The sequence below is a fragment of the Paenibacillus sp. FW101-FHT12H11 genome, from assembly GCF_058790355.1.
Genome location: NZ_JBYTCO010000001.1, coordinates 326,614 through 350,829 on the forward strand (window position 1 = coordinate 326,614; position 24,216 = coordinate 350,829).

Annotated in this window: 23 protein-coding genes; all 23 read left to right on the forward strand. The window is 50.5% G+C overall.

Annotated elements, in window-relative coordinates:
* Positions 1-51: 51 nt before the first annotated feature.
* Complete coding sequence (locus AC3WTJ_RS01600; RefSeq protein WP_397369575.1) at positions 52-912, forward strand: ABC transporter permease; 861 nt, start codon at positions 52-54, stop codon at positions 910-912.
* Positions 906-1,766, forward strand: coding sequence for a carbohydrate ABC transporter permease (locus AC3WTJ_RS01605; protein ID WP_492520252.1), 861 nt, complete (start codon positions 906-908; stop codon positions 1,764-1,766). Before AC3WTJ_RS01600 ends, AC3WTJ_RS01605 begins: the two co-directional genes overlap by 7 nt.
* A 91-nt stretch (positions 1,767-1,857) precedes the next feature.
* On the forward strand, positions 1,858-3,396 hold the full coding sequence (locus tag AC3WTJ_RS01610; RefSeq protein WP_492520253.1) for an extracellular solute-binding protein: 1,539 nt from the start codon (positions 1,858-1,860) through the stop codon (positions 3,394-3,396).
* A gap of 126 nt (positions 3,397-3,522) precedes the next feature.
* Entirely contained in the window at positions 3,523-4,350 is an 828-nt protein-coding gene (locus AC3WTJ_RS01615) for a phytanoyl-CoA dioxygenase family protein (protein WP_492520254.1), read from the forward strand.
* 24 nt (positions 4,351-4,374) lie between these two features.
* Entirely contained in the window at positions 4,375-5,133 is a 759-nt protein-coding gene (locus AC3WTJ_RS01620) for an SDR family oxidoreductase (RefSeq protein ID WP_492520255.1), read from the forward strand.
* 24 nt (positions 5,134-5,157) lie between these two features.
* A complete protein-coding gene (locus AC3WTJ_RS01625) occupies positions 5,158-6,186 on the forward strand; it encodes a LacI family DNA-binding transcriptional regulator (RefSeq protein WP_492520256.1) in 1,029 nt (342 codons plus the stop codon).
* A gap of 212 nt (positions 6,187-6,398) precedes the next feature.
* Positions 6,399-7,553: an N-acetylglucosamine-6-phosphate deacetylase gene (locus tag AC3WTJ_RS01630; RefSeq protein ID WP_492520257.1), complete on the forward strand. Its 1,155-nt coding sequence runs from the start codon at positions 6,399-6,401 to the stop codon at positions 7,551-7,553.
* Between the two features lie 19 nt (positions 7,554-7,572).
* Entirely contained in the window at positions 7,573-8,673 is a 1,101-nt protein-coding gene (locus AC3WTJ_RS01635) for an alanine racemase (RefSeq protein ID WP_492520258.1), read from the forward strand.
* A gap of 44 nt (positions 8,674-8,717) precedes the next feature.
* Positions 8,718-9,122 (forward strand): RidA family protein, encoded by a 405-nt coding sequence (locus AC3WTJ_RS01640; RefSeq protein ID WP_492520259.1) that lies wholly within the window; start codon positions 8,718-8,720, stop codon positions 9,120-9,122.
* Positions 9,115-10,611, forward strand: coding sequence for a M81 family metallopeptidase (locus AC3WTJ_RS01645; RefSeq protein WP_492520260.1), 1,497 nt, complete (start codon positions 9,115-9,117; stop codon positions 10,609-10,611). The genes AC3WTJ_RS01640 and AC3WTJ_RS01645 overlap by 8 nt, the downstream gene beginning before the upstream one ends.
* A 23-nt stretch (positions 10,612-10,634) precedes the next feature.
* Positions 10,635-11,951 carry an aspartate aminotransferase family protein gene (locus tag AC3WTJ_RS01650; RefSeq protein ID WP_492520261.1) on the forward strand — a complete coding sequence of 439 codons (1,317 nt, stop codon included), beginning with the start codon at positions 10,635-10,637 and terminating at the stop codon, positions 11,949-11,951.
* Between the two features lie 12 nt (positions 11,952-11,963).
* Positions 11,964-12,722 (forward strand): SDR family NAD(P)-dependent oxidoreductase, encoded by a 759-nt coding sequence (locus AC3WTJ_RS01655; protein WP_492520262.1) that lies wholly within the window; start codon positions 11,964-11,966, stop codon positions 12,720-12,722.
* 18 nt (positions 12,723-12,740) lie between these two features.
* Complete coding sequence (locus AC3WTJ_RS01660; protein ID WP_492520263.1) at positions 12,741-13,550, forward strand: IclR family transcriptional regulator; 810 nt, start codon at positions 12,741-12,743, stop codon at positions 13,548-13,550.
* 14 nt (positions 13,551-13,564) lie between these two features.
* Positions 13,565-14,509: a Gfo/Idh/MocA family oxidoreductase gene (locus tag AC3WTJ_RS01665; protein WP_492520264.1), complete on the forward strand. Its 945-nt coding sequence runs from the start codon at positions 13,565-13,567 to the stop codon at positions 14,507-14,509.
* Between the two features lie 46 nt (positions 14,510-14,555).
* Positions 14,556-15,386, forward strand: coding sequence for an HpcH/HpaI aldolase family protein (locus tag AC3WTJ_RS01670; RefSeq protein WP_492520265.1), 831 nt, complete (start codon positions 14,556-14,558; stop codon positions 15,384-15,386).
* A gap of 12 nt (positions 15,387-15,398) precedes the next feature.
* Positions 15,399-16,190 carry an SDR family oxidoreductase gene (locus AC3WTJ_RS01675; RefSeq protein ID WP_492520266.1) on the forward strand — a complete coding sequence of 264 codons (792 nt, stop codon included), beginning with the start codon at positions 15,399-15,401 and terminating at the stop codon, positions 16,188-16,190.
* A 64-nt stretch (positions 16,191-16,254) separates the two neighbouring features.
* Positions 16,255-17,043: an SDR family oxidoreductase gene (locus tag AC3WTJ_RS01680; protein WP_492520267.1), complete on the forward strand. Its 789-nt coding sequence runs from the start codon at positions 16,255-16,257 to the stop codon at positions 17,041-17,043.
* A gap of 102 nt (positions 17,044-17,145) precedes the next feature.
* Positions 17,146-19,389 carry a helix-turn-helix domain-containing protein gene (locus tag AC3WTJ_RS01685; RefSeq protein ID WP_492520268.1) on the forward strand — a complete coding sequence of 748 codons (2,244 nt, stop codon included), beginning with the start codon at positions 17,146-17,148 and terminating at the stop codon, positions 19,387-19,389.
* A 222-nt stretch (positions 19,390-19,611) separates the two neighbouring features.
* A complete protein-coding gene (locus tag AC3WTJ_RS01690; RefSeq protein ID WP_492520269.1) occupies positions 19,612-19,761 on the forward strand; it encodes a hypothetical protein in 150 nt (49 codons plus the stop codon).
* Between the two features lie 122 nt (positions 19,762-19,883).
* Positions 19,884-21,323 carry an extracellular solute-binding protein gene (locus tag AC3WTJ_RS01695; RefSeq protein ID WP_492520270.1) on the forward strand — a complete coding sequence of 480 codons (1,440 nt, stop codon included), beginning with the start codon at positions 19,884-19,886 and terminating at the stop codon, positions 21,321-21,323.
* Between the two features lie 86 nt (positions 21,324-21,409).
* The gene (locus AC3WTJ_RS01700) at positions 21,410-22,297 is read left to right on the forward strand and encodes a carbohydrate ABC transporter permease (RefSeq protein ID WP_492520271.1); all 888 of its coding nucleotides are present in this window, start codon (positions 21,410-21,412) and stop codon (positions 22,295-22,297) included.
* 18 nt (positions 22,298-22,315) lie between these two features.
* Entirely contained in the window at positions 22,316-23,146 is an 831-nt protein-coding gene (locus tag AC3WTJ_RS01705) for a carbohydrate ABC transporter permease (protein ID WP_492520272.1), read from the forward strand.
* A gap of 32 nt (positions 23,147-23,178) precedes the next feature.
* Entirely contained in the window at positions 23,179-24,195 is a 1,017-nt protein-coding gene (locus tag AC3WTJ_RS01710; RefSeq protein WP_492520273.1) for a Gfo/Idh/MocA family protein, read from the forward strand.
* Positions 24,196-24,216 lie beyond the last annotated feature (21 nt).

The window sequence follows — 24,216 nt, forward strand, 5'->3', positions numbered from 1 at the left end:
AGGCTTAAATTATCTGCAAAGCAGGTTTGGGCCTTTCGGGCTTTTTATCTTATGCTTTTGCCTGGTGTTATCTATTTCGTAATTTTCCGCTATATTCCCATGTATGGTGTGATTATTGCGTTTAAGGATTTTCAAATACTGGATGGCATTCTCGGCAGTGGTTGGGCGGATCCTTGGTACAAGCATTTTCAGACGTTTTTTAATTCCCCGTATTTCGGGCAGCTAATGGTCAACACGTTCGTCATTAGTATCTACAAGCTCGTGTTTGGGATGGCGCCGCCAATTATTATGGCTTTGCTGCTCAACGAGTGCAGGCTGCGGTGGTTCAAAACGGTTGTGCAGACGCTCACGTATATGCCGCATTTCTTATCTTGGGTCATTATTTACGGGATTCTGATCGCCCTGCTTTCTCAGAATTCCGGGATCGTCAACCGTTTTATCGAAGATGCAGGGGGGCAGTCGATTGGCTTCATGACCTCGATTGATTACTTTCGAACCATTCTGGTAAGCTCGGAAGTTTGGAAAGATCTCGGCTGGGGTGCAATTATCTACTTGGCTGCGATGACGGCGATTGATCCGACGTTATACGAAGCAGCCCGTGTGGATGGAGCAAGCCGCCTGCGGATGATTTGGCACATTACGCTGCCAGGCATTCGAAATGTCATTATCCTTCTGCTCATCTTAAAGCTGGGCCATATTATGGATGCCGGATTCGATCAAATTTATATTTTGTATAACATTCAAGTGTATCAAGTTGCCGATATCCTGGATACTTGGGTATTCCGGACAGGGTTGCAGCAGATGAACTTCTCACTGGGGGCTGCCGTAGGATTATTTAAATCCGTCATAGGGCTTATCTTGGTACTAGGTTCGAATCATTTATCCAAGAAATGGGGTGATGGCATATGGTAAGAGGCTGGGAAGACCGGATCGTAAACACGATTGTCGTCGTCATCCTCGGGCTTGCTGCTTTGGCGGCGATCGTACCGCTGATGTATGTGATTGCCGTGTCCATCACACCTTTCTCCGAGGTTCTGAAGAATGGAGGATTCATCCTCATTCCGAAGTCCGTCACTTTTAGCGCTTATCACAAGCTTTTCACTGAAACAAATATTCCAAGAGCTTTCTGGGTGACAATCTTCATCACCATTGTAGGTACGATTGTCAACCTGATATTGACTTTGCTGATGGCTTATCCGCTTAGCCGTCGCAATCTGCCAGGCAGAAGTTTCTTCCTTCTTATGGTTGTGTTTACGATGCTGTTCAGCGGAGGGCTCATTCCGACTTATTTAGTTGTGAAATCCCTAGGGCTCTTGGATTCCGTCTGGTCGATGATTCTGCCGAATGCGATTTGGGCCTTTAACATTTTGATTATGAAAAGCTTTTTTGAAAACCTTCCTGAAGAGCTCTTTGAGTCGGCTCGGATGGATGGCGCGAAGGAATTCCGGATTCTCTGGCAAATTGTATTGCCGCTTTCCATGCCGTCTATGCTCACGATTGGGTTGTTCTACATGGTCGGCCATTGGAATGAATTTTTCCAGGCGATTATGTATGTGACGGATCGGAACCTGTTTCCTTTGCAGGTTGTTATTCGCGAAATTCTCATGCTGACCCAGCAACCGCTGGAGAATGCCGAAAATATGCTTCCTACCGAAACGATGCAAATGGCATCTGTTGTTGCTGCAAGCTTACCGATCATTATCGTGTATCCGTTCATTCAAAAGCATTTCACCAAAGGAATGTTGGTGGGCTCCGTCAAAGGTTGACCCCGTTGAATGTATCAGGACTGCAGCCTGATTCGTTCTGTAACGGCGACAATAGAAGCAACTTTTATTTTAAAAGAAAGAAGGGGTATCTATGAAAAAGAAATTGCTTGTACCAATTCTTCTCGCCATGACTTTCGCCGGTGGAACGCTGATTGCCGGTTGCGGTGGAGCGCCTGCTGCGAATAAACCTGCTGACAAAGCTGCGGAAAGCGGCAAGCCGGCTGCCAGCGCCAAGCCAGTGAAGCTTGATATTATCGAAACGGGCAGCGGCCTTCCTTCTCCTGATCAGGACATCATTAAGCAGGAGTTGGATAAAGCGCTGGGCACGGATCTCAATCTGACCGTGTATGCCTCCGGCGACGATTACAAAAATCAGTTAAACGTGCGCATGTCATCGGCGAACTTCCCGGATTTATTCGCTGTCGACCGCCAGCAGTTGAAGCAATTTACAGACCAAGGACTTCTGCTTGATCTCACGCCTTATTTGGATAAGCTTAAGCCCGTACAAGACTTCATTGGAGCCGACAGTTTGAAGAAAGGGATGCTGAACGGCAAAACGTATGCGATCGCGAAGTCACCGCAAGTTCCCTACAACACGTACTGGATTCGCCAGGATTGGCTCGACAAGCTGAATTTGAAAGTTCCGACTACACCGGAGGAAATACTTGAGGTAGCAAAAGCGTTTACCGAGAAAGACCCGGATGGTAATGGGAAAAAGGATACGTATGGCCTCACCGGCGGCAAACTGGGAGCTTTTGATACCATTTTTGGAGCCTATGGCGTTGGGATGGATGGCGGCACTCCGACTGTCTATGTGAAGGATAATAAAGTGGTGAACTCGCTGTATGATCCGGGGATGAAGGATGCTCTTGCTTTTATCCAGAAAATGATTGCTTCCGGTTCCGTAGATCCCGAGCTATTGGCTAACTCCGGCCTTCAGCATCAGCAAAAAGCGATTAAAGGGCAAGCGGGTATCGTCTATCTGGATTGGCCGAATGTGACGAAAGATCAATTTGTTGAGCAAATTAAGGCTGTGAATCCGAATGCCAATTGGGTACAAGTGGATGCATTAAAAGGACCTGGCGGCAAATTTGCCAGTGCCTATGACATCGGAAAGGCAGCAGCGTTGTACGCCGTGCCGAAGTCTCTTGAGAAAAATCCGGAGAAGCTGCAGAAAGTCATCGACTTGCTGAATTATGTTTCTTCGAAGGATGGGTCTTTGTTGGTGCAATACGGGGTCAAAGGCAAACACTTCAACCTCGATGGCAATAAAGTGGTCCCAACCGATTTGATGGGCAAAGAGGGCGGTTATTTCTGGCTGTATCAATTCGCAGGACGCCCGGAGATGGAATATTTGACGGTGAAATTCGGTCCGCAGGCGAAGTATATGGAATACGCGAGCAAACAGCCGCACATTGACGGGTTGGCTGGATTCGTGGATATGCCGAATGGCTATAACGCTGCAGATGCGACTCGCTACATTGAAGAAGAGTTTTCCAAATTTATATATGGCAAGCGTCCGCTGAGTGAATATGATAGCTTCCTCAAGACATTGGAAGGCTCCATGAATTATAAAGCGTATCTGGATGCTGCGGATAAAAGGATTAAAGAGCTTGGCTACGTGAAGTAAACGTAGAAGTGTGCGGAAAAGGAAGGAGAAATGGGCTTCCTTTTCTTTTAAACACATTATTTACACGTGTAAATTTATTGGTTATACTTACCATAAATGAATTTAAAAAATGAGGAGTGTATTCAAATGACACAAACAAAACTTGATATTCCTGCACTTATTGAGCAATTTAACGAGAATGGTTACTTGATCCTGCCGGGGGTTTTGTCAGAAGAGAAAGTGAACCGTTTGAACGCTGCGATCGACCGAATTGTTGCCGAAGAACCGGAATCATTAGCTTATAACGTTTATAACAGCATAGAAAGAGACGATGAAATAGCATCGCTAATCGATGAACCGACACTGCTTCCACTCATGGTTAATCTGCTTGGCTTTAACATTCAGCTGCACATTTCACATTTAACTGTACGTAAACCGAATCCCAACGATGTGAAAACGGAGTCGCACAGCTTCATTAACTGGCATCAAGACGGTCCGCATCCACAGTTTCCGAAGCAAGATGGCATCACTTCAACCTATTACATTAAAACATGTTATATCTTGAGCGATATGTCCCAGCCGGACCGCGGGAATACCAAAGTCGTTCCTGGCTCGCATAACAAACCCTTTCATCCGGGGAGCCAGGATGTGAATGGTCTAGTGGACGGAGAAGTGCAAGTCTGCGGCAAACCGGGCGACGTATTCATTTTCCCGCAGAATTTGTGGCACGCCGGGGCGCCTAATCGCTCGGAATTTACACGCCGGCAGCTGTTTCTAGGCTACAGTCCGATATGGATGAGACCGATTGACTACCGCACGGCATCCGATCGATTGCTGGAAAATGCGTCGCCTTACCGGAAACAGCTTCTGGGTGTCATTGATGAGAATCCGTTTAAATATTATGTTCCTTCCGAATCTATGGTACCATTAAAGGAGCTGTACAATCAGGACGCTGGCAAAAGCGTCTACAAATAAGCTCACTTGGAAGAGGTGGATATCTTGGGTTCATCATCAAGGTTAGAGGGGAAAATCGCGCTTGTTACCGGAGCGTCACGCGGACTGGGGCGTCATATTGCAGCTGCGCTTGCGGCAGCGGGAGCGAATGTCGCAGTCAACTATGCGTATAGCACGCAGGATGCGGAGGAGACGGTTCGGCTGATTACCGTCGCTGGCGGCAGCGCCACTGCTTTTCGCGCTGACATCACAAGCGAAGATGAAGTTAACGAGCTTATTGAGCGAGTGGAGCAGCATTTTGGCAGGAGTATCGATATTCTGGTCAATAACGCGACGGGCCCTCAACCGATGCTATCGATTGAAGAGAGTACATGGCAGACTTACTTGGACCAGCTGGAGTTTTTCGTGAAAGCCCCCTTGCTGCTTGCGAAAGCAGTGCTTCCGGGGATGAAATTGAAGAAAGAAGGAAGCATTATCCACATCGGCAGCGAGGTCGTACAAATTGGGAATGCGAACTTCTCCAGCTATGTTACGGCCAAGTCATCCATGGTGGGGATGACGCGCTCTTGGGCGAGCGAGCTGGGACCTCACGGTATCCGGGTCAATCTGGTCGCGCCAGGTTGGATACCTGTTGAGCGGCATGAGGGCGTCAGCACGGAAGGTTACCGAACCGGCGTACCGCTTGGGCGAGTCGGGGAACCGGCAGATATTGCGAATGCTGTGGTTTTCTTAGCCTCGTCAGAGTCGGGCTTTGTTACTGGGCAATGCCTCTCGGTTAACGGGGGCAATACGTTTGGGATTTGATAACGTTTGTTAGGGAGATAGCCAATGGTAACTAGAAAGGATGTAGCCGACCGCGCAGGAGTTTCCTCTGCGGTCGTTTCTTATGTGTTGAATAATCGGGAGATTGTGAAGGAAGAGACGAGGCAGAAAGTACTGGAAGCTATTCGCGAGCTTGGCTATCAACCGAATTTATTAGCGCAAAGTCTGAAAACGAAAAAATCGCGGCAGATTGCCGTGCTGATCAACTACCTTGGGAACCCTTTTGAGGCCGGTCTATTGATCAATATCGAGCAGCATGCGAAGGACAGAGGGTACTTTGTGTTTTTCCAAACCTATAAACAAGAGGAAGAAGATGAGCTCAAGGGCTTGTTCATGGGCAGAGTAGATGGGATTTTACTGCTGGGGCAGTCGCTGAAATCTCAGGTGGTAGCGCATTTTCAGAGACTTGATATACCGATTGTCTCTGTTTTGAAACCGGAGGGCTTGGAGAGTTCAGAGCAGAGAATTCCATATGTGGATGTCGACTGGGAAGATGAAATGGTGAAGGTAGTCCGCCATTTGCAGCAGCATGGGCATACCCGGATTGGCTTTATGGGCGGCGGTGATACGGCGCAGCATTATGGAGTCAGGTTGCAGGCGTTCATACATGCGCTGGGGGAAACGGGCTGCACGTGGCATTCGGAGGATCTATTGGATGGGGAAGGCAGGTTCGAAACGGCCGAACGGGTGCTGCATCCTGCGTTGACTCATCAGTCGGCCCTCTTTACTGCGCTGGTCTGCGCCAATGATTTGATGGCCGCCGGCTGCCTCGCCGCTTGCCGCAAGGCCGGTGTCCAGGTGCCGCAGCAGCTGGCTGTGGCTGGTTGCGAGGATATCTTGATGTCCTCGCAAACGGACCCGCCGCTTACGGCCATCCATTATCCTCGTCCGCAAATCGGCGAAGCTGCGATGCGATTGCTGCTGGATACGATAGAAGGACATACAGCTGAAACGCCTTTCTTCTCAGGGGAGCTGGTTGTTCGGCGCTCTACGGAAGTTTCAGAAACTGATCGCTCTACCGGGATTGTCCGGTAGAGCTTATTTTGTTAATGCGCAGAAAAGGTTAAATTCCTCTGATCATAATAGAATTTTATTGATTTCGCTGCATTTGTATGCGTTTCCAAACAGGTGATGGTCACTTTTCTTAGGCAGGTGCAATCTGAGTTTTTTAATCTTTTAGGCCCACTGGCGAATTGCTATACTCATCAGTGAAACTGTGGTTTCAATTTAAGTTGAGGAGTGGCTGGATGTCGGCAAAAGGCAGTAGCGTGATTCAAAACGGCACCATTGTGACAGCAGACAGGTTGATCCCGGATGGGCTCGTTCTTATGGAGAACGGGTGGATCGTCGGAGTAGGGGAAGCGGGCAGCATGGAAGTGCCGTTGGGGAGTGAGGTGCTGGATGCGAAAGGAGCCTATATCGCTCCCGGCTTCGTTGATATCCATTGCCATGGCGGAGGCGGAGTGTGGTCGTGGGAACAGCCCTATGAATTTGCTCTTAGCCACCTTAAGCATGGGACGACAGCGATTCTTCCTACTTTTACATACAACGAGAGTCGGGAGCAAGTGCGGGAGGGACTTCAAACCATTCTGGCGACGATGGAGTCTAGTAAGCCATTAGTGGAAGCGATCGTGGGCATACATATGGAGGGTCCGTATATTAATAAAAAATACGGGGCCATCACGTCCCCGATCCGTCCGGTTGATCCGCAGGAATATGGAGAAATCCTGAGGGTTGCCGGAGATCGGATCAAAGTTTGGACGCTGGCGCCTGAGCTCGACGGCCAGGAAGTTTTTGTAACTGAAGCAGCCAAATACAATATTTCCTTATCTGTCGGTCATTCCGAGGCGACTGCGGAGCAAATATTCCGTTTTGTCCCTCAAGGTTTGAGAATCGGTTGTCACTGCACGAATGCTTCGGGCGTAACCCCTTCGCCATCCCGCTATGGGGGAACGCGTGAAGTTGGCGTCGATGAGGCAGTTCTTGTTCATGACGAAATTTACGCCGAAGTGATTCCTGACCGCGAGGGTATTCACGTACGCCCATTGATGCTGAAGCTGATTCACAAAACAAAAGGAACGGATCGCATCATCATTATTACCGATGCGATGCCGGATGCCGGCGTTGACACGGGAGATTCGTCCGATGTGAATTGGAATCATCTTGGCCATTTGGCCGGAAGCCGGCTGACGATGGACAAAGCTGTACGCAATATGATGGTGCATGCGGGAATCGGCATGGTGGATGCTTTTCGGATGGCTTCCCTCAATCCGGCAAAGGTCATTCACATGGAGGATCAGATGGGGAGCATCGCAGCAGGCAAGCGGGCTAATCTTCTTCTAGTAGATAAGGAAATCCGTATTCAACAGGTTATTTTACATGGCCAAACCGTAAATCTCTAGGGAAAAAGGCGGTGAAGGAATGCAATTCGAGGAGAACATGGATACACCGGCAATTGTGATTGATCTGGATCGGCTGGATGCCAATCTGAGGCGTACGGCGGCATTAGCTTCCCAAGCAGCTGTACGATTGAGGCCGCATACGAAGACGCATAAGAGCATTTGGATCGCGCAAGAGCAGCTGCGGCACGGAGCTTCAGGCATAACCGTAGCCAAGCTAGGCGAAGCCGAGGTTATGGCGAGCGGTGGGATAGACGATATCCTGATCGCCTATCCCATTGTCGGTCGCCTCAAGCTCGAGCGACTTGGGCGGTTGCTGCAGCAAGTCAAGGTATCTGTCAGTGTAGACAGCTATGAAGTAGCCAAAGGGCTGTCTGAGTTAGGCGAACATCTGAAGCTGCGGGTTCCGCTCTATTTGGATGTCAACAGCGGCTTGAACCGCTGCGGGAAAGAGCCTGGGCAAGAGACGGCCGAGCTGGCGGCAGAAATAGCGAAGCTGCCTGGCATCCGGCTCACCGCCTTGATGACGCATGCAGGTCAAGCGTACAGCAAGAGCCGTGCCGACGATTGTCTGGAGGTCGCCTTAGCCGAGGCGGAAGCGCTGCTGGAATCGCAGCGTGCACTGAGGAAGCTCGGCATTGATGTGCCCGACATTAGCGTCGGTTCAACTCCAACGTCGAAGTTCATTGGCGCACTCGCAGGCAGCGGTGTCACCGAGATTCGTCCCGGCGCTTACGTATTCGGCGACGGCTCCCAGCTGTACACGGGGCTGATCGGCGAAGAGGAATGCGCCATGCGCATCTATGCGACGGTGGTCAGCACCCCTAGACCCGGCACCGTGATCATCGATGCCGGCTCAAAGACGCTGTCGAATGATAGCAGCGCACATCGCAAAGGCTTCGGGATCATCACGGAATTCCCTGGCATTTTCGTGGATAGGCTCAGCGAGGAGCATGGCATTTTAACCGTTCCGGATGGTGTTCATTTACAAATTGGTGACGTGGTAGCCATCATCCCGAATCATTGCTGCGCCGTTACCAATTTGCATGATCAGCTATTGGGCGTGCGGAATGGCCAACTGGAGCGAATTATCCCGGTAGATGCAAGAGGCAGAGTGAAGTAGCAGGAACAAACTTTGAAATATCCATATGAAGGAGAATGATACGTATGTCACAGCCCATTCATACGAACCTTGCACCTGAATTTCCACTTCCTTTTTCCCAAGCGCTCCGTGCCGGCGATTTTGTCTATGTGTCAGGCCAAGTCGGCGTAAATCCCGCTACCCGTGAAGTCGTAGGCGAAACGATTGAGGAACAAACGGTTCAATGCCTGCGCAATATTGAGACCATTCTGGAGGCGGCGGGACTTTCGCTTGATCATATTGTGAAAATCAATGCCTTCCTTTCCAGACAGGAGGATTTTCCGGGCTACAACAGGGCTTATGAGAACGTCATGAAAAAGCCTTTTCCTACCAGAACCTCGATCGGATGCTCCATTGGCAGCTATTTAGTGGAGATTGACGCCATCGCCTACACCGCTTCTCGTCGCGGAGATAGCTGTGAAAATGAGTAATCATCAGCTGCGGATTGCGGTAGCCGGCATTTTGCATGAGACGAATACATTCGCGCCGGGCATAACGGATCTGTCCCATTTTCGCGATCAGTGGACAGTTGGCTTGGAGGCATTTACCGCACGGTATGCGGGAACACGGACCTCCATGGGCGGGGTCATCGCAGCGGCAGCGAGCTATGGCGTCGATTTGATTCCTGGTTTTTATGCAGCGGCGACGCCAAGCGGAATGGTGGAGGCGGCCGCAGGAGATGCGCTCATCGATGAACTTGTGGACAGTATCGACAGCAGGGCGGAAGGACTGGTCATCATCCAGCACGGTGCCATGGTAGCTGAGCAATATCCGGATTATGAAGGTGAATGTCTAAAGCGGCTTCGAGCTAAATTGGGGCCGGAGTTTCCGATCGCCATGACGCTTGATCTGCACGGCAATATTAGTCAAGACATGGTACGCCATGCGGATCTGATCGTCGGGTACGATACCTACCCGCATGTGGATATGTACGAACGGGCTGTCGAGGCTGTTGATTTGCTGATCCGTAAAATCCAGGGGGATATTCGTCCCGTACGGGCTTTGGCGCATACGGGAATGCTGGTCGTGCCGCAAGGCATGCTGACCGATAAAGGAAGCATGAAGCAGCTGATGGAGCTTGCTTTCAACATGGAGCGTATACCCGGTGTTCTAAACGTGACAGTGGCTGGAGGCTTCCCTTACAGCGATGTGCCGGATGCAGGCATGTCGTTTGTTGTGACAACGAACGGTGATTCAGATTTGGCGAATCGTTGTGCGGCCGAACTTGCGCAAATGGCTATCAACCATAAAGCGTCGTTTAATGTCTCCTGTCTGACACCGCGCGAAGCAGTAGCTGAAGCACTCGCCCAGCCGGAAGGACCCGTCATTATCGCGGAAGGTTCCGATAATGTCGGAGGAGGCGCACCGGCCGATGCGACCCATGTATTAGCGGAACTGGTACACTCGCCGCAAAAAGCGTTGATCGTGATCCGCGACCAGGAAGCGGTGGAAGCTGCCAGGCAGGCCGGTATCGGAGGTACGTTCGAAGGCCGGGTCGGCGGGAAAAGCGATACGCTGCACGGCAAGCCGGTCCGGGTTAAGGGGATAGTCCGGCTGTTATTTGACGGACATTATCGGCATGCCGGGCCCTATATGACAGGGCAGCTCGCGGAAATGGGCTTAACGGCCGTTGTCGAATGCGGACAATTGACGCTTATTTTGACGGAAAAACGGGTGGCTCCATGGGACGTCGGGCATGTGCGTTCGGTCGGGCTATGGCCGGCTGATTATCACATCATCGTAGCCAAATCGGCGCTAGCTTGGCAGACGGCTTTCGGATCGTTCGCCAAGCATGTCATTAACGTGGATTCACCGGGGTGCTGCAACGCGAATCTGGCGCATTTTGACTATCAGCGGGTCTTGCGCCCTGTTTATCCGTTTGATGAGACGCCGGCACCTAGGTTCGGAACGTATGAGTAGGCCATGAAAAGGGAGGATTCACGATGAAGCAAGCCCAGAATTCGAGGCAAAAATATACGGAATCACAGGCTTACTTGGCTGGAGGAGTGGCAAGCTCCTTAAGAAGCGCGATGAAGCCTACACCTTTGTTCGCAACTGCGGGATCGGGTCCGAGAATTCGAGATGTGGACGGCAACGAATTTATTGATTACTTGCTCGGCTATGGGCCGTTGATTCTGGGCCATGCGCACGAAGCAACCGCCTCACGTGTCTATGAAGCCATGCAGCGCGGGATCACCTTCGGTCTTCAGCATGAGGGAGAGATCGCTTTAGCCCGCCGCTTGACAGAGATTTTACCATGTGCGGACAAGGTGGCGTTAAGCGGGTCGGGGACAGAAGCGGTTATGCTGGCGCTCCGTTTAGCTAGGGCACACACAGGCAAGCGCAAAATCGTCCGCTTTCACGGCCATTATCACGGGTGGTCGGATACGATTTTCACCTCGTTCCCCAGCTCGGATATGCGCAAGTCCGATACAGCAGCTGGCTTGACGGAGGATAAGCAGATTGTCGCAGGCACAGGCGGGCAGAGCGAGCTGGCCTTGGAAGAAATTATTCTGCTGCCATGGAACGACGCTGCTGTGCTGGAAGCTGCGCTCCGCGAGCATAAGGATGACATTGCGGCAGTCATTTCCGAGCCCGTGATGTGCAATTCGGGCTGCGTCCTGCCGAAGCCGGGCTATCTGGAGCGCATGCAGGAGCTGACTCAAGAGCTTGGCATCGTGATGATCCTGGACGAAGTGATAACCGGGTTCCGGCTTGGCCTTGGCGGGGCGCATGGGCGATTCGGGCTGAAACCGGACTTGGTCACGGTCGGCAAAGCATTGGGCGGAGGGATCGCCATTAGTGCCGTGGCCGGCAGGAAGGAAATCATGGCGCTCATTGAGAATGGGACGGTCAGCCATCTGGGTACGCTGAACGGGAATGGTGTTGCAACGGCTGCCGCTTTGGCGACTATTGCGGAACTGTCGCAGGAGGAAGGAGCGGTTTTTGCGAAAATGGAAGCAAACGCAAGCAAGCTGGTCGAAGGAATTCGCAGCTTACTCGCGAAACATGCGATTCCTGGCCTCATTAACCACATTGGGCCAGTTTTCCATATGATGTTTACGCAGGAGCAGAAAGTAGACGATTTCGCTTCTTTCACGAAGCGGGATGCGGCGAAGTATACCGAGTTTTCGGGTTATATGCTGGAGGAGGGGGTGCTGGTCCGATCGAACGGACTGTGGTACCTTTCTGCTGCACATGGCGTACAGGAGATTGAAGAGACATTAGCGGCTGTCGATCGAGCGCTGGCTCGCTTATAAGGGGGAAACCGGATGAGAATGAGAGATCAGGTTGCGCTTATTACCGGCGGCTCAACCGGCATCGGGAAGGCGACGGCCGACCGTTTTGCCGCTGAAGGAGCCAAGGTGGCTATCACCGGCAGAGAGAAGGGGGCGCTTCAAGCAGCCGCTGCGGAAATCGCCGAACAAGGCGGGCAGGTGATTTGGATCGATGGCGATGTGCAGTTCAAAGCGGATGTTGACCGGATGGTAAATACGGTGCTAGAGCATTGGGGCACGATTGACGTATTGGTCAACAACGCGGGAATTTGCAGTCCTTCCTCCTTCCTGGAGATCGAGGAAGCGGAGTGGGACCGGCATATGGCGATCAATTTGAAAGGCACGTTTCTCGCCGGGCAAGCTGTTGCGAAGGTGCTTGTCAAACAGGCCAAAGGCGGCTCAATTATTAACATGTCCAGCGTGAACGGTCTCGCAGCAGAGAAGGATCAAGCGCACTATAATGCAACCAAAGGCGGCATCAACTTGCTCACCATGTCCATGGCCATTGAGCTTGCACCGCTTGGCATTCGCGTCAACGCGCTGTGTCCGGGCTTTATCGAGACAAGGCTCACGAAGCCGCTGATCGACAACCCGGCCGCTTTCGGGCCGTACTTGCAGACGATTCCGATGGGGCGCGCCGGGATACCCGAAGAGATTGCAGACGCTGCGCTATTTATGGCGACGAACGATTCGCGTTATATGACAGGCCATTGCCTTGTGGTGGATGGCGGGCAGCTCATAAAGCTATCTTAACGAAGGAGAGCGAACCTTATGAGCATGGATATAAGTCAGAAGCAGGAACGCTACACCATCCAAACGATTGACAAGGCGCTAGATTTGTTGGAGCTGCTGGCTGAACATGGTTCCCTGAATTTGCTGGAGCTGACGGATCTGCTCGATCAACCCAAATCATCCACGTACCGAATCGTCTTGACGCTGGAACAGCGGGCTTTCATCAGTAGAAGCGATGACAACGGCAAGTATTGCCTCGGCTACAAGCAATTAATGCTGACGCGGGGATTGTTGGAACGCAACACATTAAGAGTCTCAGCGATGCAAGAAATGAAGAAGCTCTCAGAGCGTTATGGAGATACGATTAATTTAGGTGTCTTAGTGGACGGCGAGGTGCTATATGTGGACATCATTGAGAGCACACAGCCGCTCCGCATGACGGATACCGTTGGTTCCAAATCCCCTTTTCATGCCACAGCCATGGGAAAAGCGATGACCGCTTACTTGCCGGAGGACCATGTCAGGGAGCTGATTGCACGTCATGGACTGCCGGCGAAGACCAAACATACGCTGATTTCACCTGAAGCGATATTTGCTGAATTAAATCAGGTCAGGCAGCAAGGATTTTCATTGGATGATCAAGAAATTGTAGAGGGTGCGCGTTGTTTGGCGGCTCCAATCTTTAATATGTACGGGACCATCGAGGGTGCAGTCAGCCTGTCAGGGGCGATGCACCGGTTTGCACCGGACGTTGTGCCCGAAATGGCGGAAAGCGTCAAGACGGCTGCGTTTCGGATCTCCCGAAAGCTGGGATACCCCTATGCACCGACCGTTATGGACGATAAATGAGAGGAGAGCTCCTCATGCAACCCTTGCGTATTGCGGTTCTCGGGATGGTGGATGGGAATGGCCATCCTTACTCCTGGAGTGCCATGTTCAATAACTATGATCAAGCAGCGATGGCCGATTGTCCTTATCCCGCCATTCCGGCTTATCTTGCAAAAGAACCGAAAGAAAAGCTGCAAATTCCAGGCGCGTCGGTGACGCACATTTGGACCGATGATCCCAAAGACGCGGAACTTGTGGCCAAAGCGTCTCTCATTCCTCATATCGTGAGCAGGCCGGAGGATGTCATCGGGCATGTGGATGCTGTGATGATCACGACGGACAAGGGCCACGAGCATGTGGAACGCTGCCGGCCGTTCGTCGAAGCGGGCATTCCCATTTTTGTCGACAAACCGCTCGTCGATAATGAGCCTGATCTTAGACAGTTCCAGCGATGGGTACGGGATGGCGCCAGAATTATGTCATCCAGCTGCATGCGCTACAGCAAAGAATTCATGCCTTACCGCACTTCGATACATTCTTTAGGACAGCTTCGTTATTCAAGCATCACGACTTGCAAAAGCTGGGAGCGTTACGGCATCCATGCTTTGGAGTCCATTTACCCCATTCTAGGCCCCGGTTTTCTTTTTGCACAAAACGTAGGAACCAAGGAACGCAATATCGTGTTATTTAAGCATCGCACACATGGCGATGTTGCTGTGATTGCGATTGAAGATCTATATGGTTCGCATGGCCTTTTGCAGCTGTGCGGCACGAGTGCCAGTGCTACCGTCAGTTTCCAAGATACGTTTTATTCCTTTAAAACTCAGCTTGAAGCCTTTATCGGTTATTTACATACAGGAGAGCGTCCTTTTCCGTTCAGTGAAACAGAAGAATTAATGCGTATGGTCATTGCCGGCATTCGAAGCCGGGAAGAGGGCGGAAGAGTAGTCCCTCTGGAAGAAATCGCTGCGGATTATTGATGAAGTCAATTCCGCTTTTCGCATACACCTGAAGGAGGTTGAAAGGATGACAACACAATTTCATATGCGTCCGAGTCGCGTTTTACGCAAGCTTAGATCAGGGGAAACGGCGATTGCGCTGAAGCTTAATCTCGCTGACCCGCGAATTACGGAGATGGCTGCCAGGATATCCGGTGTGGATTGTCTTTGGACGGACATGGAGCATGTCCCCAATGATTGGGCTGTGATCGAGCGGCAAATTTGGGCTGCGAAAGCTTATGATGTAGATGTGCTTGTGCGCGTGGCGAGGGGCAGCTACAGTGATTTGATCCGTCCATTGGAAATGGATGCAGCGGGAATCATGATTCCTCACGTGATGAGTCTGGCGGATGCCAAGCAAATCATCCATCATACGAAGTTTCACCCGCTCGGCCGCCGCCCGCTTGATGGCGGAAACGCCGACGGAGCTTTTTGTAATTTAGACTTAGCTGATTACATCTCACAGGCGAATGAGCAGCGCTTCAATGTGCTGCAGATTGAAGATCCGGAGCCGCTTGCCGAGCTCGAGGAGATGATTGCACTGCCTGGACTGGACATGATCTTCTTCGGTCCCGGCGATTTCAGCCAAGGTATTGGCGCTCCAGGCAAGTGGGACCACCCGCTGCTGCTGGAAACACGCCAATCGGTTGCGCGTCTGGCTCAGAAACACGGCAAATTTGCAGGAACAGTAGGCAGTCCGGGTAATCTGCACGAGTTGACGGCAATGGGCTACCAATTTGTCAGTGTGGGCGCGGATGTCGTTGGGTTCGGCCAATATTTGAGCGGGATTGCCTCCAGTATGAACCGCGTGTCCGGAACCGGCACGGATTCTGTCTACGGCTCGACGAAGAGCAGTTAAGGAGGCCGGGGGATGTATACAGAGCTATTCTCTTTACAGCAAAAAAGCGTTGTGATCACGGGAGGGTCCGGTTATCTCGGATCGGCGCTCACGGAAGCGATGTTGGCCTTTGGCGCTGATGTCACGGTGGCGGATTTGACGTTCCGTACAAATGCAACGCTGGAAGCCGCCATTCAGGAAGGCCGTCTGCGTAATATCGTCTGCGATGTTTCGGATACGGATTCGATCCGGAATATGATGCAGATGCACGTCGCAGCCAGCGGGCGGTTGAACGTATTGGTCAACTGCGCTACCTATGGGGCCGGTTATGGCAAAGGAGCAGAGCTGGAATTTATGACAGATGAAGTGTGGCAAAAAGGCGTGGACGGTGCGGCAGGGACAGCGTTCCGCTGTATCCGTGAAGCCATTCCGCACTTAAGAGAAAGCGGAGGCGGCTCGATTATCAACTTTGCCTCGATGTACGGCGTCGTTTCGCCTGATCCTTCCATCTATGGCGACAGCGGTGCGAACAACCCGCCGAATTACGGCGTTGGCAAAGCGGGCGTCGTCCAACTGACCCGTTATAGCGCCGCTCATTTGGCGAAATACGGGATACGCTGCAACAGCGTATCTCCGGGACCTTTTCCGAACACCATCATCGGTCAGAATGAAGATTTCGTTCAAAAGCTCCAGGCTAAAACCATGCTAGGCAGGGTAGGGAAGCCTGAAGAAATGACGGGTGCCGTCATCATGCTGGCTTCCGATGCCTCCAGTTATATGACGGGCTCGAACCTGATGGTAGACGGTGGATGGACGGCTTGGTAACGATAGGAAAGGCAATGCTTCCACAAGGCGCTGCAAGGGCCACAAGGGACAGGAGGAATTCGATTTGAATTCGCATGTGATGCAAAGTTTCTCGTTAGCCGGCAAGACGGTCTTACTGACAGGAGGAGCAGGGCTGTACGGCACACAAATGGCAATCGCTTGTGCGCAGGCCGGAGGCAGCGTGTACGTGACGTCACGGGATGAATCGCGTCTTGAAGCGATTGAGGAGAAGTTCAGACAAGAAGGTTGTACGGTGCATGCCCTCCAATTCGACCAAGAAAATCTGTCCTCGATTGCTGCGATCCGTGATAAGCTTGAAGAGCGCGAAGGGAAGTGCGATGTCCTCATCAACAATGCGGTTGCCCGCACGATGTCGCACTACAACGATTCGCTCGAAAGCTTCGCCCGCAGCATGGCGGTTAACGCGACCGGGTTGTTCGAGATCACACGGGTGATCGGAGATTGGATGGCCGAGAAAGGATCGGGTTCGATCATTAACATCGGCTCGATTCAAGGGATGGTTGGACCGGACCCCACTCTGTATGAGGGGCTTCCTTTGAATGGCCTGGTCCCGGACTATTTCTTCCACAAAGGCGGCATGGTCAACTTTACCCGATTCATCGCCAGCTATTATGGCGCGCGTCAGATCAGGTGCAACTGCCTCTCGCCGGGAGGCTTCCAAACGGAGAAAAATCTCCCTGAATTCGTTCATCGCTATAACGACAGAACGATGTTAGGCCGCATGGCGAAATCGGATGACATTTGGGGGCCAATCGTCTTCTTAGCCTCCGATGCTTCCCAGTACGTAACCGGCACGAACCTCCCGGTAGACGGGGGTTACACAGCGAAGTAAACATCCATACACAAACGGCATCGACGCATGGTGCCGTTTTCGCGTACCCGCGGTTATGTCAATTTTAGACTAGAAAAATAGATATTATTGGGGGTGAAGGTTATGAGAAGCTCTGTTCACGGGTTCCGGGTTTTTCACGATCTGAAATTGGTAAAAAAGCTGTGGTTATCGTTCTCACTGGTTACACTCATTGCGCTCATTATCTTTGCTGTGCTGTCTTCGACATTTATCAAACAATTCATGACAGACCGGGAAGGCAATGCGATGCTGCAAAAAATCGAGTATTTCACAGGCAGCATGGATAGCTACATTCAAAGTATTGAAAAATCCTCCCAGCTCCTCGTCTACAATGAAAATATTCAAGAGCCGTTAAGCGCTAATGCGGCGAATTTGAATGGGATGAATCGCATACAGGCTTTCAATTACATCTATGATCAATTACGTCAGTTATCTGACAGGTTTTATGGAATCGAAGCGATTTATTTGGTGGATAAATATCAGAATGTATACGACAGCGGTGTCGGGATGAATTTCACGCCGAGTTATTTGGTTAGCGATGAGTTCGTCAAACAAGGCTGGTACGACAAAATGGCCAACAATAACAGCAGCAATTCATTATGGTCGTTCATTAAATGGCGCGATAAGCAAACATCGATTGTTATGTTCAAAACGATTTACGATAAAAATAATTTGCAAATCCTCGGTTATCTCATCATTTCGATTTCTCCAACCATTCTTAACAATTATTTGGCCTCATCAAATCTGGACGAAGGTACGAACAGTATCGTCGACTCTAACGGTTTTATCTTTTCCGCCGGGAGCGGAGCAGAGAATCCTCCCATTGACATCGCCCGAATGACGGGTACGAAAGGGCACTATACCGAAGAGAGCAATCACTATGTTGTCGCTTATTCCAAGCATCCGTTGACGAACTGGACATTTGTTCATACGATTCCAGAAAGCTTGCTGCTTAAGGATTTGAAGCAAATAAACAATTTATGGATCACTTTTCTAGGCCTATCCCTTGCGCTCATGGTCATTGTTTCTGTGTTTATCTCCAGGACGATTTCCATGCCGATGCGCAAAATGATTCGCATGCTCCGGCATGTCGAACAGGGCAATTTAAATTTGAAATTCCAACCTTTATATAAAGATGAGCTGGGTGATCTTGGCCGTGCGTTCAATCATATGATTGATAAAGTTCGCGAGGGCGAGCCGCTCATGCGGGAGAAGCTGGTCCGTTCCCTCATCGAAGGAAGCATGACGGAGACGGAGGCGCAGATGTTCGAAGAACGGCTCGGTTTCCGCCTCAGCAGCACTTCGTTTCGCGTTGTTCTCTTGCACGTACACGGAGGTAATGAGAAAGAAATGCTGGACCGGGCGGAATCGATCATCCATGAATTCGAAAATTGGCATGAGATGATCAGCATTTATTTGTCGAGCGAACAATATTGTTTAATTTTTAACGGTACCAATGACGAAGTGTTCAATAAAATCAATGTGCTGATTGCCGTGTTGAAAGAAAGGCTTGGCCTGCACATGTATGCGTTCGTCGGCAATCAATATGAACATGTTAATTTGATCAAAACCTCGTTCGAGGAAGCCAAAACACTGCTAAATTATCTGGTTGGCGAAAGCATGGATGAACAGACCAATGTCTTCTTCGCCGGAGATGCCTGGAAGCTGCAGTACCCTGAAGCGTACGAAAATAAGCTCCTATATTACATGGAGCAGCGTGATATCGATAACTGTTCAGCTGTGATGGAAGAGCTGATTGTCTATGCGAGAGCCAGCCATCTTGTGCCGCACGTGCTGTATGCGTTAATGGCCTCGCTCTACAATCACTTATATAAGCTGCTCATTAAATCAGGACAATCTGCGGTACTCAGTAAAAGCTGGTTCGGCGATGTGCAGGAAAAGCTGTTGTCGCAGCCGCTGGAGAAAAACGGCAGGCAGTTCATCGCGTTGGTCAGAGAACACTTAAGCCCGAATGTTCAGGAAGAGAAAAAGCCTAGCAGAAGCATTCTCAAATCACTGCAAATCATTAACGAGCAATACAGCGATGTGGGACTGGGGATTGATTCGGTCGTCGAGCAGATCGGCCTGAACGCCAACTATTTCAGCCAATTATTCAAAAAGGAAGTTGGCGTCGGGTTTACGGACTATGTTGGTCAAGTGCGCATGGAACAAGCCAAACGGCTTTTGGAGGAACCGGCCAACAAAATCAAGGATATCGCGCTGCAGGTCGGATTTATGAATCCGCACTATTTCAGTATTTGGTTCAAAGACAATACCGGACTGTCGCCTTCGCAGTATCGCAAGCAGCTTTTAGGGCAAATCGGGTAATCATACAGCCGCCTATACACCTTTGTTATTTTAAGAAACAGGTCGAATTCCTTATATTTGCTTGTGAGGCTAACGAAATCTAAGGTGATCTAATGAATTTCACCTACGCAAGGTTAGAGGGCCTGTGCTACCTTGTGGGTAGATCACACTATCGATGTTGACAGAGCTGTGCAGATGGATTCACAGAGGGGTTCAACAATCTGATCACACAAGGAGGGCTCTATGAAAGTGATGACGATTTATGCGCACCCCGCCGATACGATTACGAATTGCGGAGGTACGCTGGCGCTTCACGCGAAGCGCGGGGATGAAGTCGTTGCTCAACGAAACGCATTCGCATTTGCCATTAACGGAAGCTGCGCAAAAAAGTGATTTGTTAATGAGGCATCTCTCTTATTCAACCATGAGTATTCGTGAGATGTTTCCCCTTACTTAACATCGTTATCCGCATATCCATCCAAATCGCTTTACATAGGAGAAGGGGGCCGACGGGAATGATCCGTAAAATGAATAAGTATTCATTTAAATCATGGTTTGTAGCAGCAGGTGTATCGCTTCTCATGGCGACGACCGTAGGGTGCAGTACAGATGGGGGTTCCAGCAAACCGTCGCCGACAACGGCTCCCGCAGGCAGCGCGAGTCCGGCGGCGGCAGCGTCGCAAGCCCCGAAGGAAGATCCGAAGATTGAACTGACGGTCTGGGCAGCGCCGAACGGTACCTACAAGCCGGGGCAGAAGGCCGGTGACTGGTTCAAGGAGGATTTGCTTCCGGAATGGAACAAAATCCACCCGAACGTCAAGGTAAACATCGAGCTCATCCCTTTCGACGGCATTAACGAGAAGGTCACGACAGCAATTGCTTCCAAGTCGGCGCCTAACGTCTTCCTGGACTATCCGGGACGTACTTTGGCCTATGGGCAAATGGGTGCGTTAGCTTCCCTGGAGGATATTATTCCTGCAGATGATCTGGCTCAAGTGAAGAAGAGTGCGGATATGATGAAAATGGTTTCGGTAGGCGGCACCGTCGTGACGATGCCCTACTACTCGACTCAGCTCGGATTGATCCTGGATAAATCCTTGTGGAAAGAGGCCGGCGCTGAAAACCTGCTTCCGCAAGATGAGTACAGGACATGGACGCCGGACCAATTCAAAGCGGCATTGAAAGCCGTGGCGAACAAAGAGAAGGGCGTATACGGACTGACGTTGTTCGCTCTGAACGAACAAGGCGATCAGATTTATAACAACATTATCTCCGGCTACGGGGTCAAATTGTTTAATGCGGATTACACGAAATATACGGCAGGGGAAAGCCCGGAGTCGGAAAAAGCGTTAACGTTCTTCAAATCGCTGGTTGATGAAGGGCTTGTCACACCGCATCCGGAAACGTTGACCTCTACGAACGCATTGGACTATTGGAAGCAGCGGAAAAACGGGATGGTCGTTGCATCGGCCGCCCACTCGGATATTATCAAAAACGGTTTGAAAGACGGAAGCGTCAGCGGACCGCATGAGTACATGTACGTCAATTTCCCTTCGACAACCCCAGGGCAAGCGGCGTTAAAGTCGGAAGTCGGTTTCGGAGTCGTGTTCAAAAATGCGGATGCCGTCAAAGAAGAATGGGCGAAAAAATTCCTCTATTGGACGATGAAGGATAATACCGTTTTCCAAACAGCCATGAAGTCCTTCAACCCGCTCGGCAAAGCGCCTGCATGGACCGAAAGCGACCCTGAGCTGCAGTTCCTTGCCAAGCTGGCAACGAAAACGAAGGAATGGCCGGTGATTGATCCAGGTTGGGGAATCAAAGGGTATCCGGAGATGAGAGCCGCGATGTTCCCCGAAATTCAAAAGCTGTTTATCGGTATGTCGACGCCTAAGCAAACGATAGATACCATTTCGAAGAAATTTAACGACACCATCGCCAAATACAATAAGTAAACGATGCGGCAGGATGGCTATAGTCACGTTGTAGTCACCTGCCGTCATTTCCTTATCCTCTTAGCGGTAAAAGGAAGGAGCAGCCAATGAAACCGAGTACATTCAGCAGCATCCGTTTGCGCAGAGAAATCAGCGGTTGGCTATTCGTCCTGCCCATGTTGTTGTTTTTTCTGCTATTTGTTGTGTATCCCATTCTCAAAGCGATCAAAAGCAGCTTTTACGGCTTTGATTATACCAAGTACTATTGGACCGGGCTTGATAATTACCGCACGATTTTCACAGATCCCCTTTTCTGGAAGTCCATTCTTAATACATTGGAATTTGTCTTGTATCTGGTTCCATCCATTACCGTGATTGCCCTGATGATAGCGGTTACATTGCATGCCTATCCGAAGAGAATGCAATCGTTTTTCAAAGCCGCCTTCTATATTCCTGGCGTTACCTCGATCGTCTCCCTGACTTTAGTGTGGCAGTACATCTACAATGGACAGTTCGGCCTTGGCAATTATATCTTGGGCCAAGTCGGCCTGCAGCCGGTGAATTGGCTGGGAGTCCATTCTGCGACACTGGCTTTATCTCTAATTGTGCTTACGATCTCTGTGGGGTCAGCGGTTGTTGTATTTTCTGCTGCACTCGGCGGAATTCCCAAGGATTATTATGAATCTGCTGCACTGGATGGTGCAAAGCCGGGGAAGATGTTCCTCCAGATTACACTTCCAATGCTTAAGCCGACCTTGCTATATGTCGTGGTAACGGGAACAATCGGTGCTTTCCAAGTATTTGCGATTATTTTGATCATGACAGGCGGGGGGCCGGCCTACCGGACAACGACGATTATGATGCTGATTTATCAGCAGGCGTTCGTGAACATGAATTTTGGTATTGCGAATGCGATGGGGATTGTTCTGTGCGTCCTAATCAGCTTGATTGCTTATGTGCAGTTCAAATTTCTTAAATCGGATATTGAATACTAAGGAAGGGGGGAGACGAAGATGCCGAATAAAAAATCACCGCTATGGGGAGGCCATATTTTTCTCTGGCTACTCACTTTGTTCTTCCTCTGGCCCTTTTATTGGATGGTCAGCGGTTCCTTCAAGAATCTGAAGGTTGCCCTGCAAATCCCGCCAGAATGGATACCGGTTCATCCTACTTTTCAAAATTATGCGTCGTTATTCAAGAACAGTCCGGTGTTCACCTGGTTCTATAACAGCATGTTCATCTCGCTAATCGCCACATTGCTAGTTATTGCGGTGAGCTCCTTGTCCGCTTTCGCGTTAGCCAAAATTCCATTTACAGGCTCAAAATGGTTGTTCACGGTGATGATCGCTGCCATGACGATTCCACACACGGTGTTATTTATCCCGCTATTTCAGTTGTTAAATGATTTTAGTCTCATTAATACCCGGTGGGGAGTGTTACTGCCGGTCGTTGGCTGGCCGTACGGCGTGTTCTTGTTGAAGCAGTTCATGGCTTCGCTGCCGACGGAATTGACAGAAGCTGCGAAAATCGACGGCTCCGGCGAGTGGCAGACGTTCTGGCACATCATCCTGCCGCTTGCCAAACCTGGCATTGGGGTGCTTGCCATCTTTACATTTGTGAACACGTGGAACGACTATGTGTGGCAAGTCATCGTGCTGAACGGGGAGAAAATGTTTACCTTGCCGGTAGGCATTAAGGTTGCCCAGAAAATATCGGAGCTCGAAACGAATTATGGCATTGCGATGGCCGGGGCGATGTTCGCTACGCTTCCTGTGCTGATCATTTTTCTCTATTTCCAAAAGTACTTTACGGAAGGCATTACTTTAGGCGCTTTAAAGGGTTGATGGTGGGAGGAGACAGAAAGAGGGGATTCCTGGTGTTTCAGGCAGCCGTGATCGGACTTGGCAAGATTGGATTAACCTTTGACATCCCTTTTCAAGGAAGAGCGTACAGCCATTCCATGGCCTATCTTTTGCATCCGGAGATTGAGCTGGCAGCTGCTGTCGGTAGAAGGTGGGAACAGGCGGAACAACTGGCTAAGGTTGCTCCGAAGACGAAGTTTTATTTGGATTCGGACTTGTCTGCCATGCTGAGTCAGCAACCTTTGGATCTCATCAGCATTTGCACACCGCCTACTGTTCGGTATGAACTGCTGCAAACCGTGCTGGAGCAATCCAGCAGCAGGCTCATCTTTCTTGAAAAGCCCGTTGCGAACAGTAGGGAGGAAGCGGAGCGGATCATGTCCTTGTGCAAGCAGCATAGCGATCGGACGGTCGTTGTCAACTTGTCCAGAAGATGGAGCGAAGGAGCGTTACAGGTCCGAGAATCCGTCGAGAAAGGGACGTACGGGAAGGTGAAAAAGATCCATTTGCGATACAGCCGTGGCATCTACAATACAGGTTCGCATCTGTTCGATATGGTACGGTATTTGGCCGGGGCGATCGAGCACGTGCAAGTGGTTGAGCGGGTTGCGACCAACTTGGATGCTGTGGAGGATTGGACCTATTCCTTCTTTTTTACGGTAGATGCAGGTTCAATTACAGGTTATGCGGAGGCGTTTGATGACCGGCTTTATAACCTTTTTGACATTGTGCTGTACTTGGAAAAAGGGGTTATCGAGATGGTCAAAGGCGGAGATGAAATCCGCTATTCCACGACAGAACCGCATCCCGTGCAACCGGGAATCAAGCAGCTGGTGCATGAACGAACGGAGACGGGCATGCTCAGTAAATCGAGCAACATGCAAAATGCGGTTGACCACCTTGTTCATGTATTAAAAGCAGGCGTGGAGCCGATATGCAGACTTGCGGATGGCATGGACCCGCTTTATGTAGCGGAGGCACTGAATCAATCCTATGCCAGCGGCAAATCGGTGAGAGTGCGTTGTCACTGACGGGGGACCGTTCATTTTTCC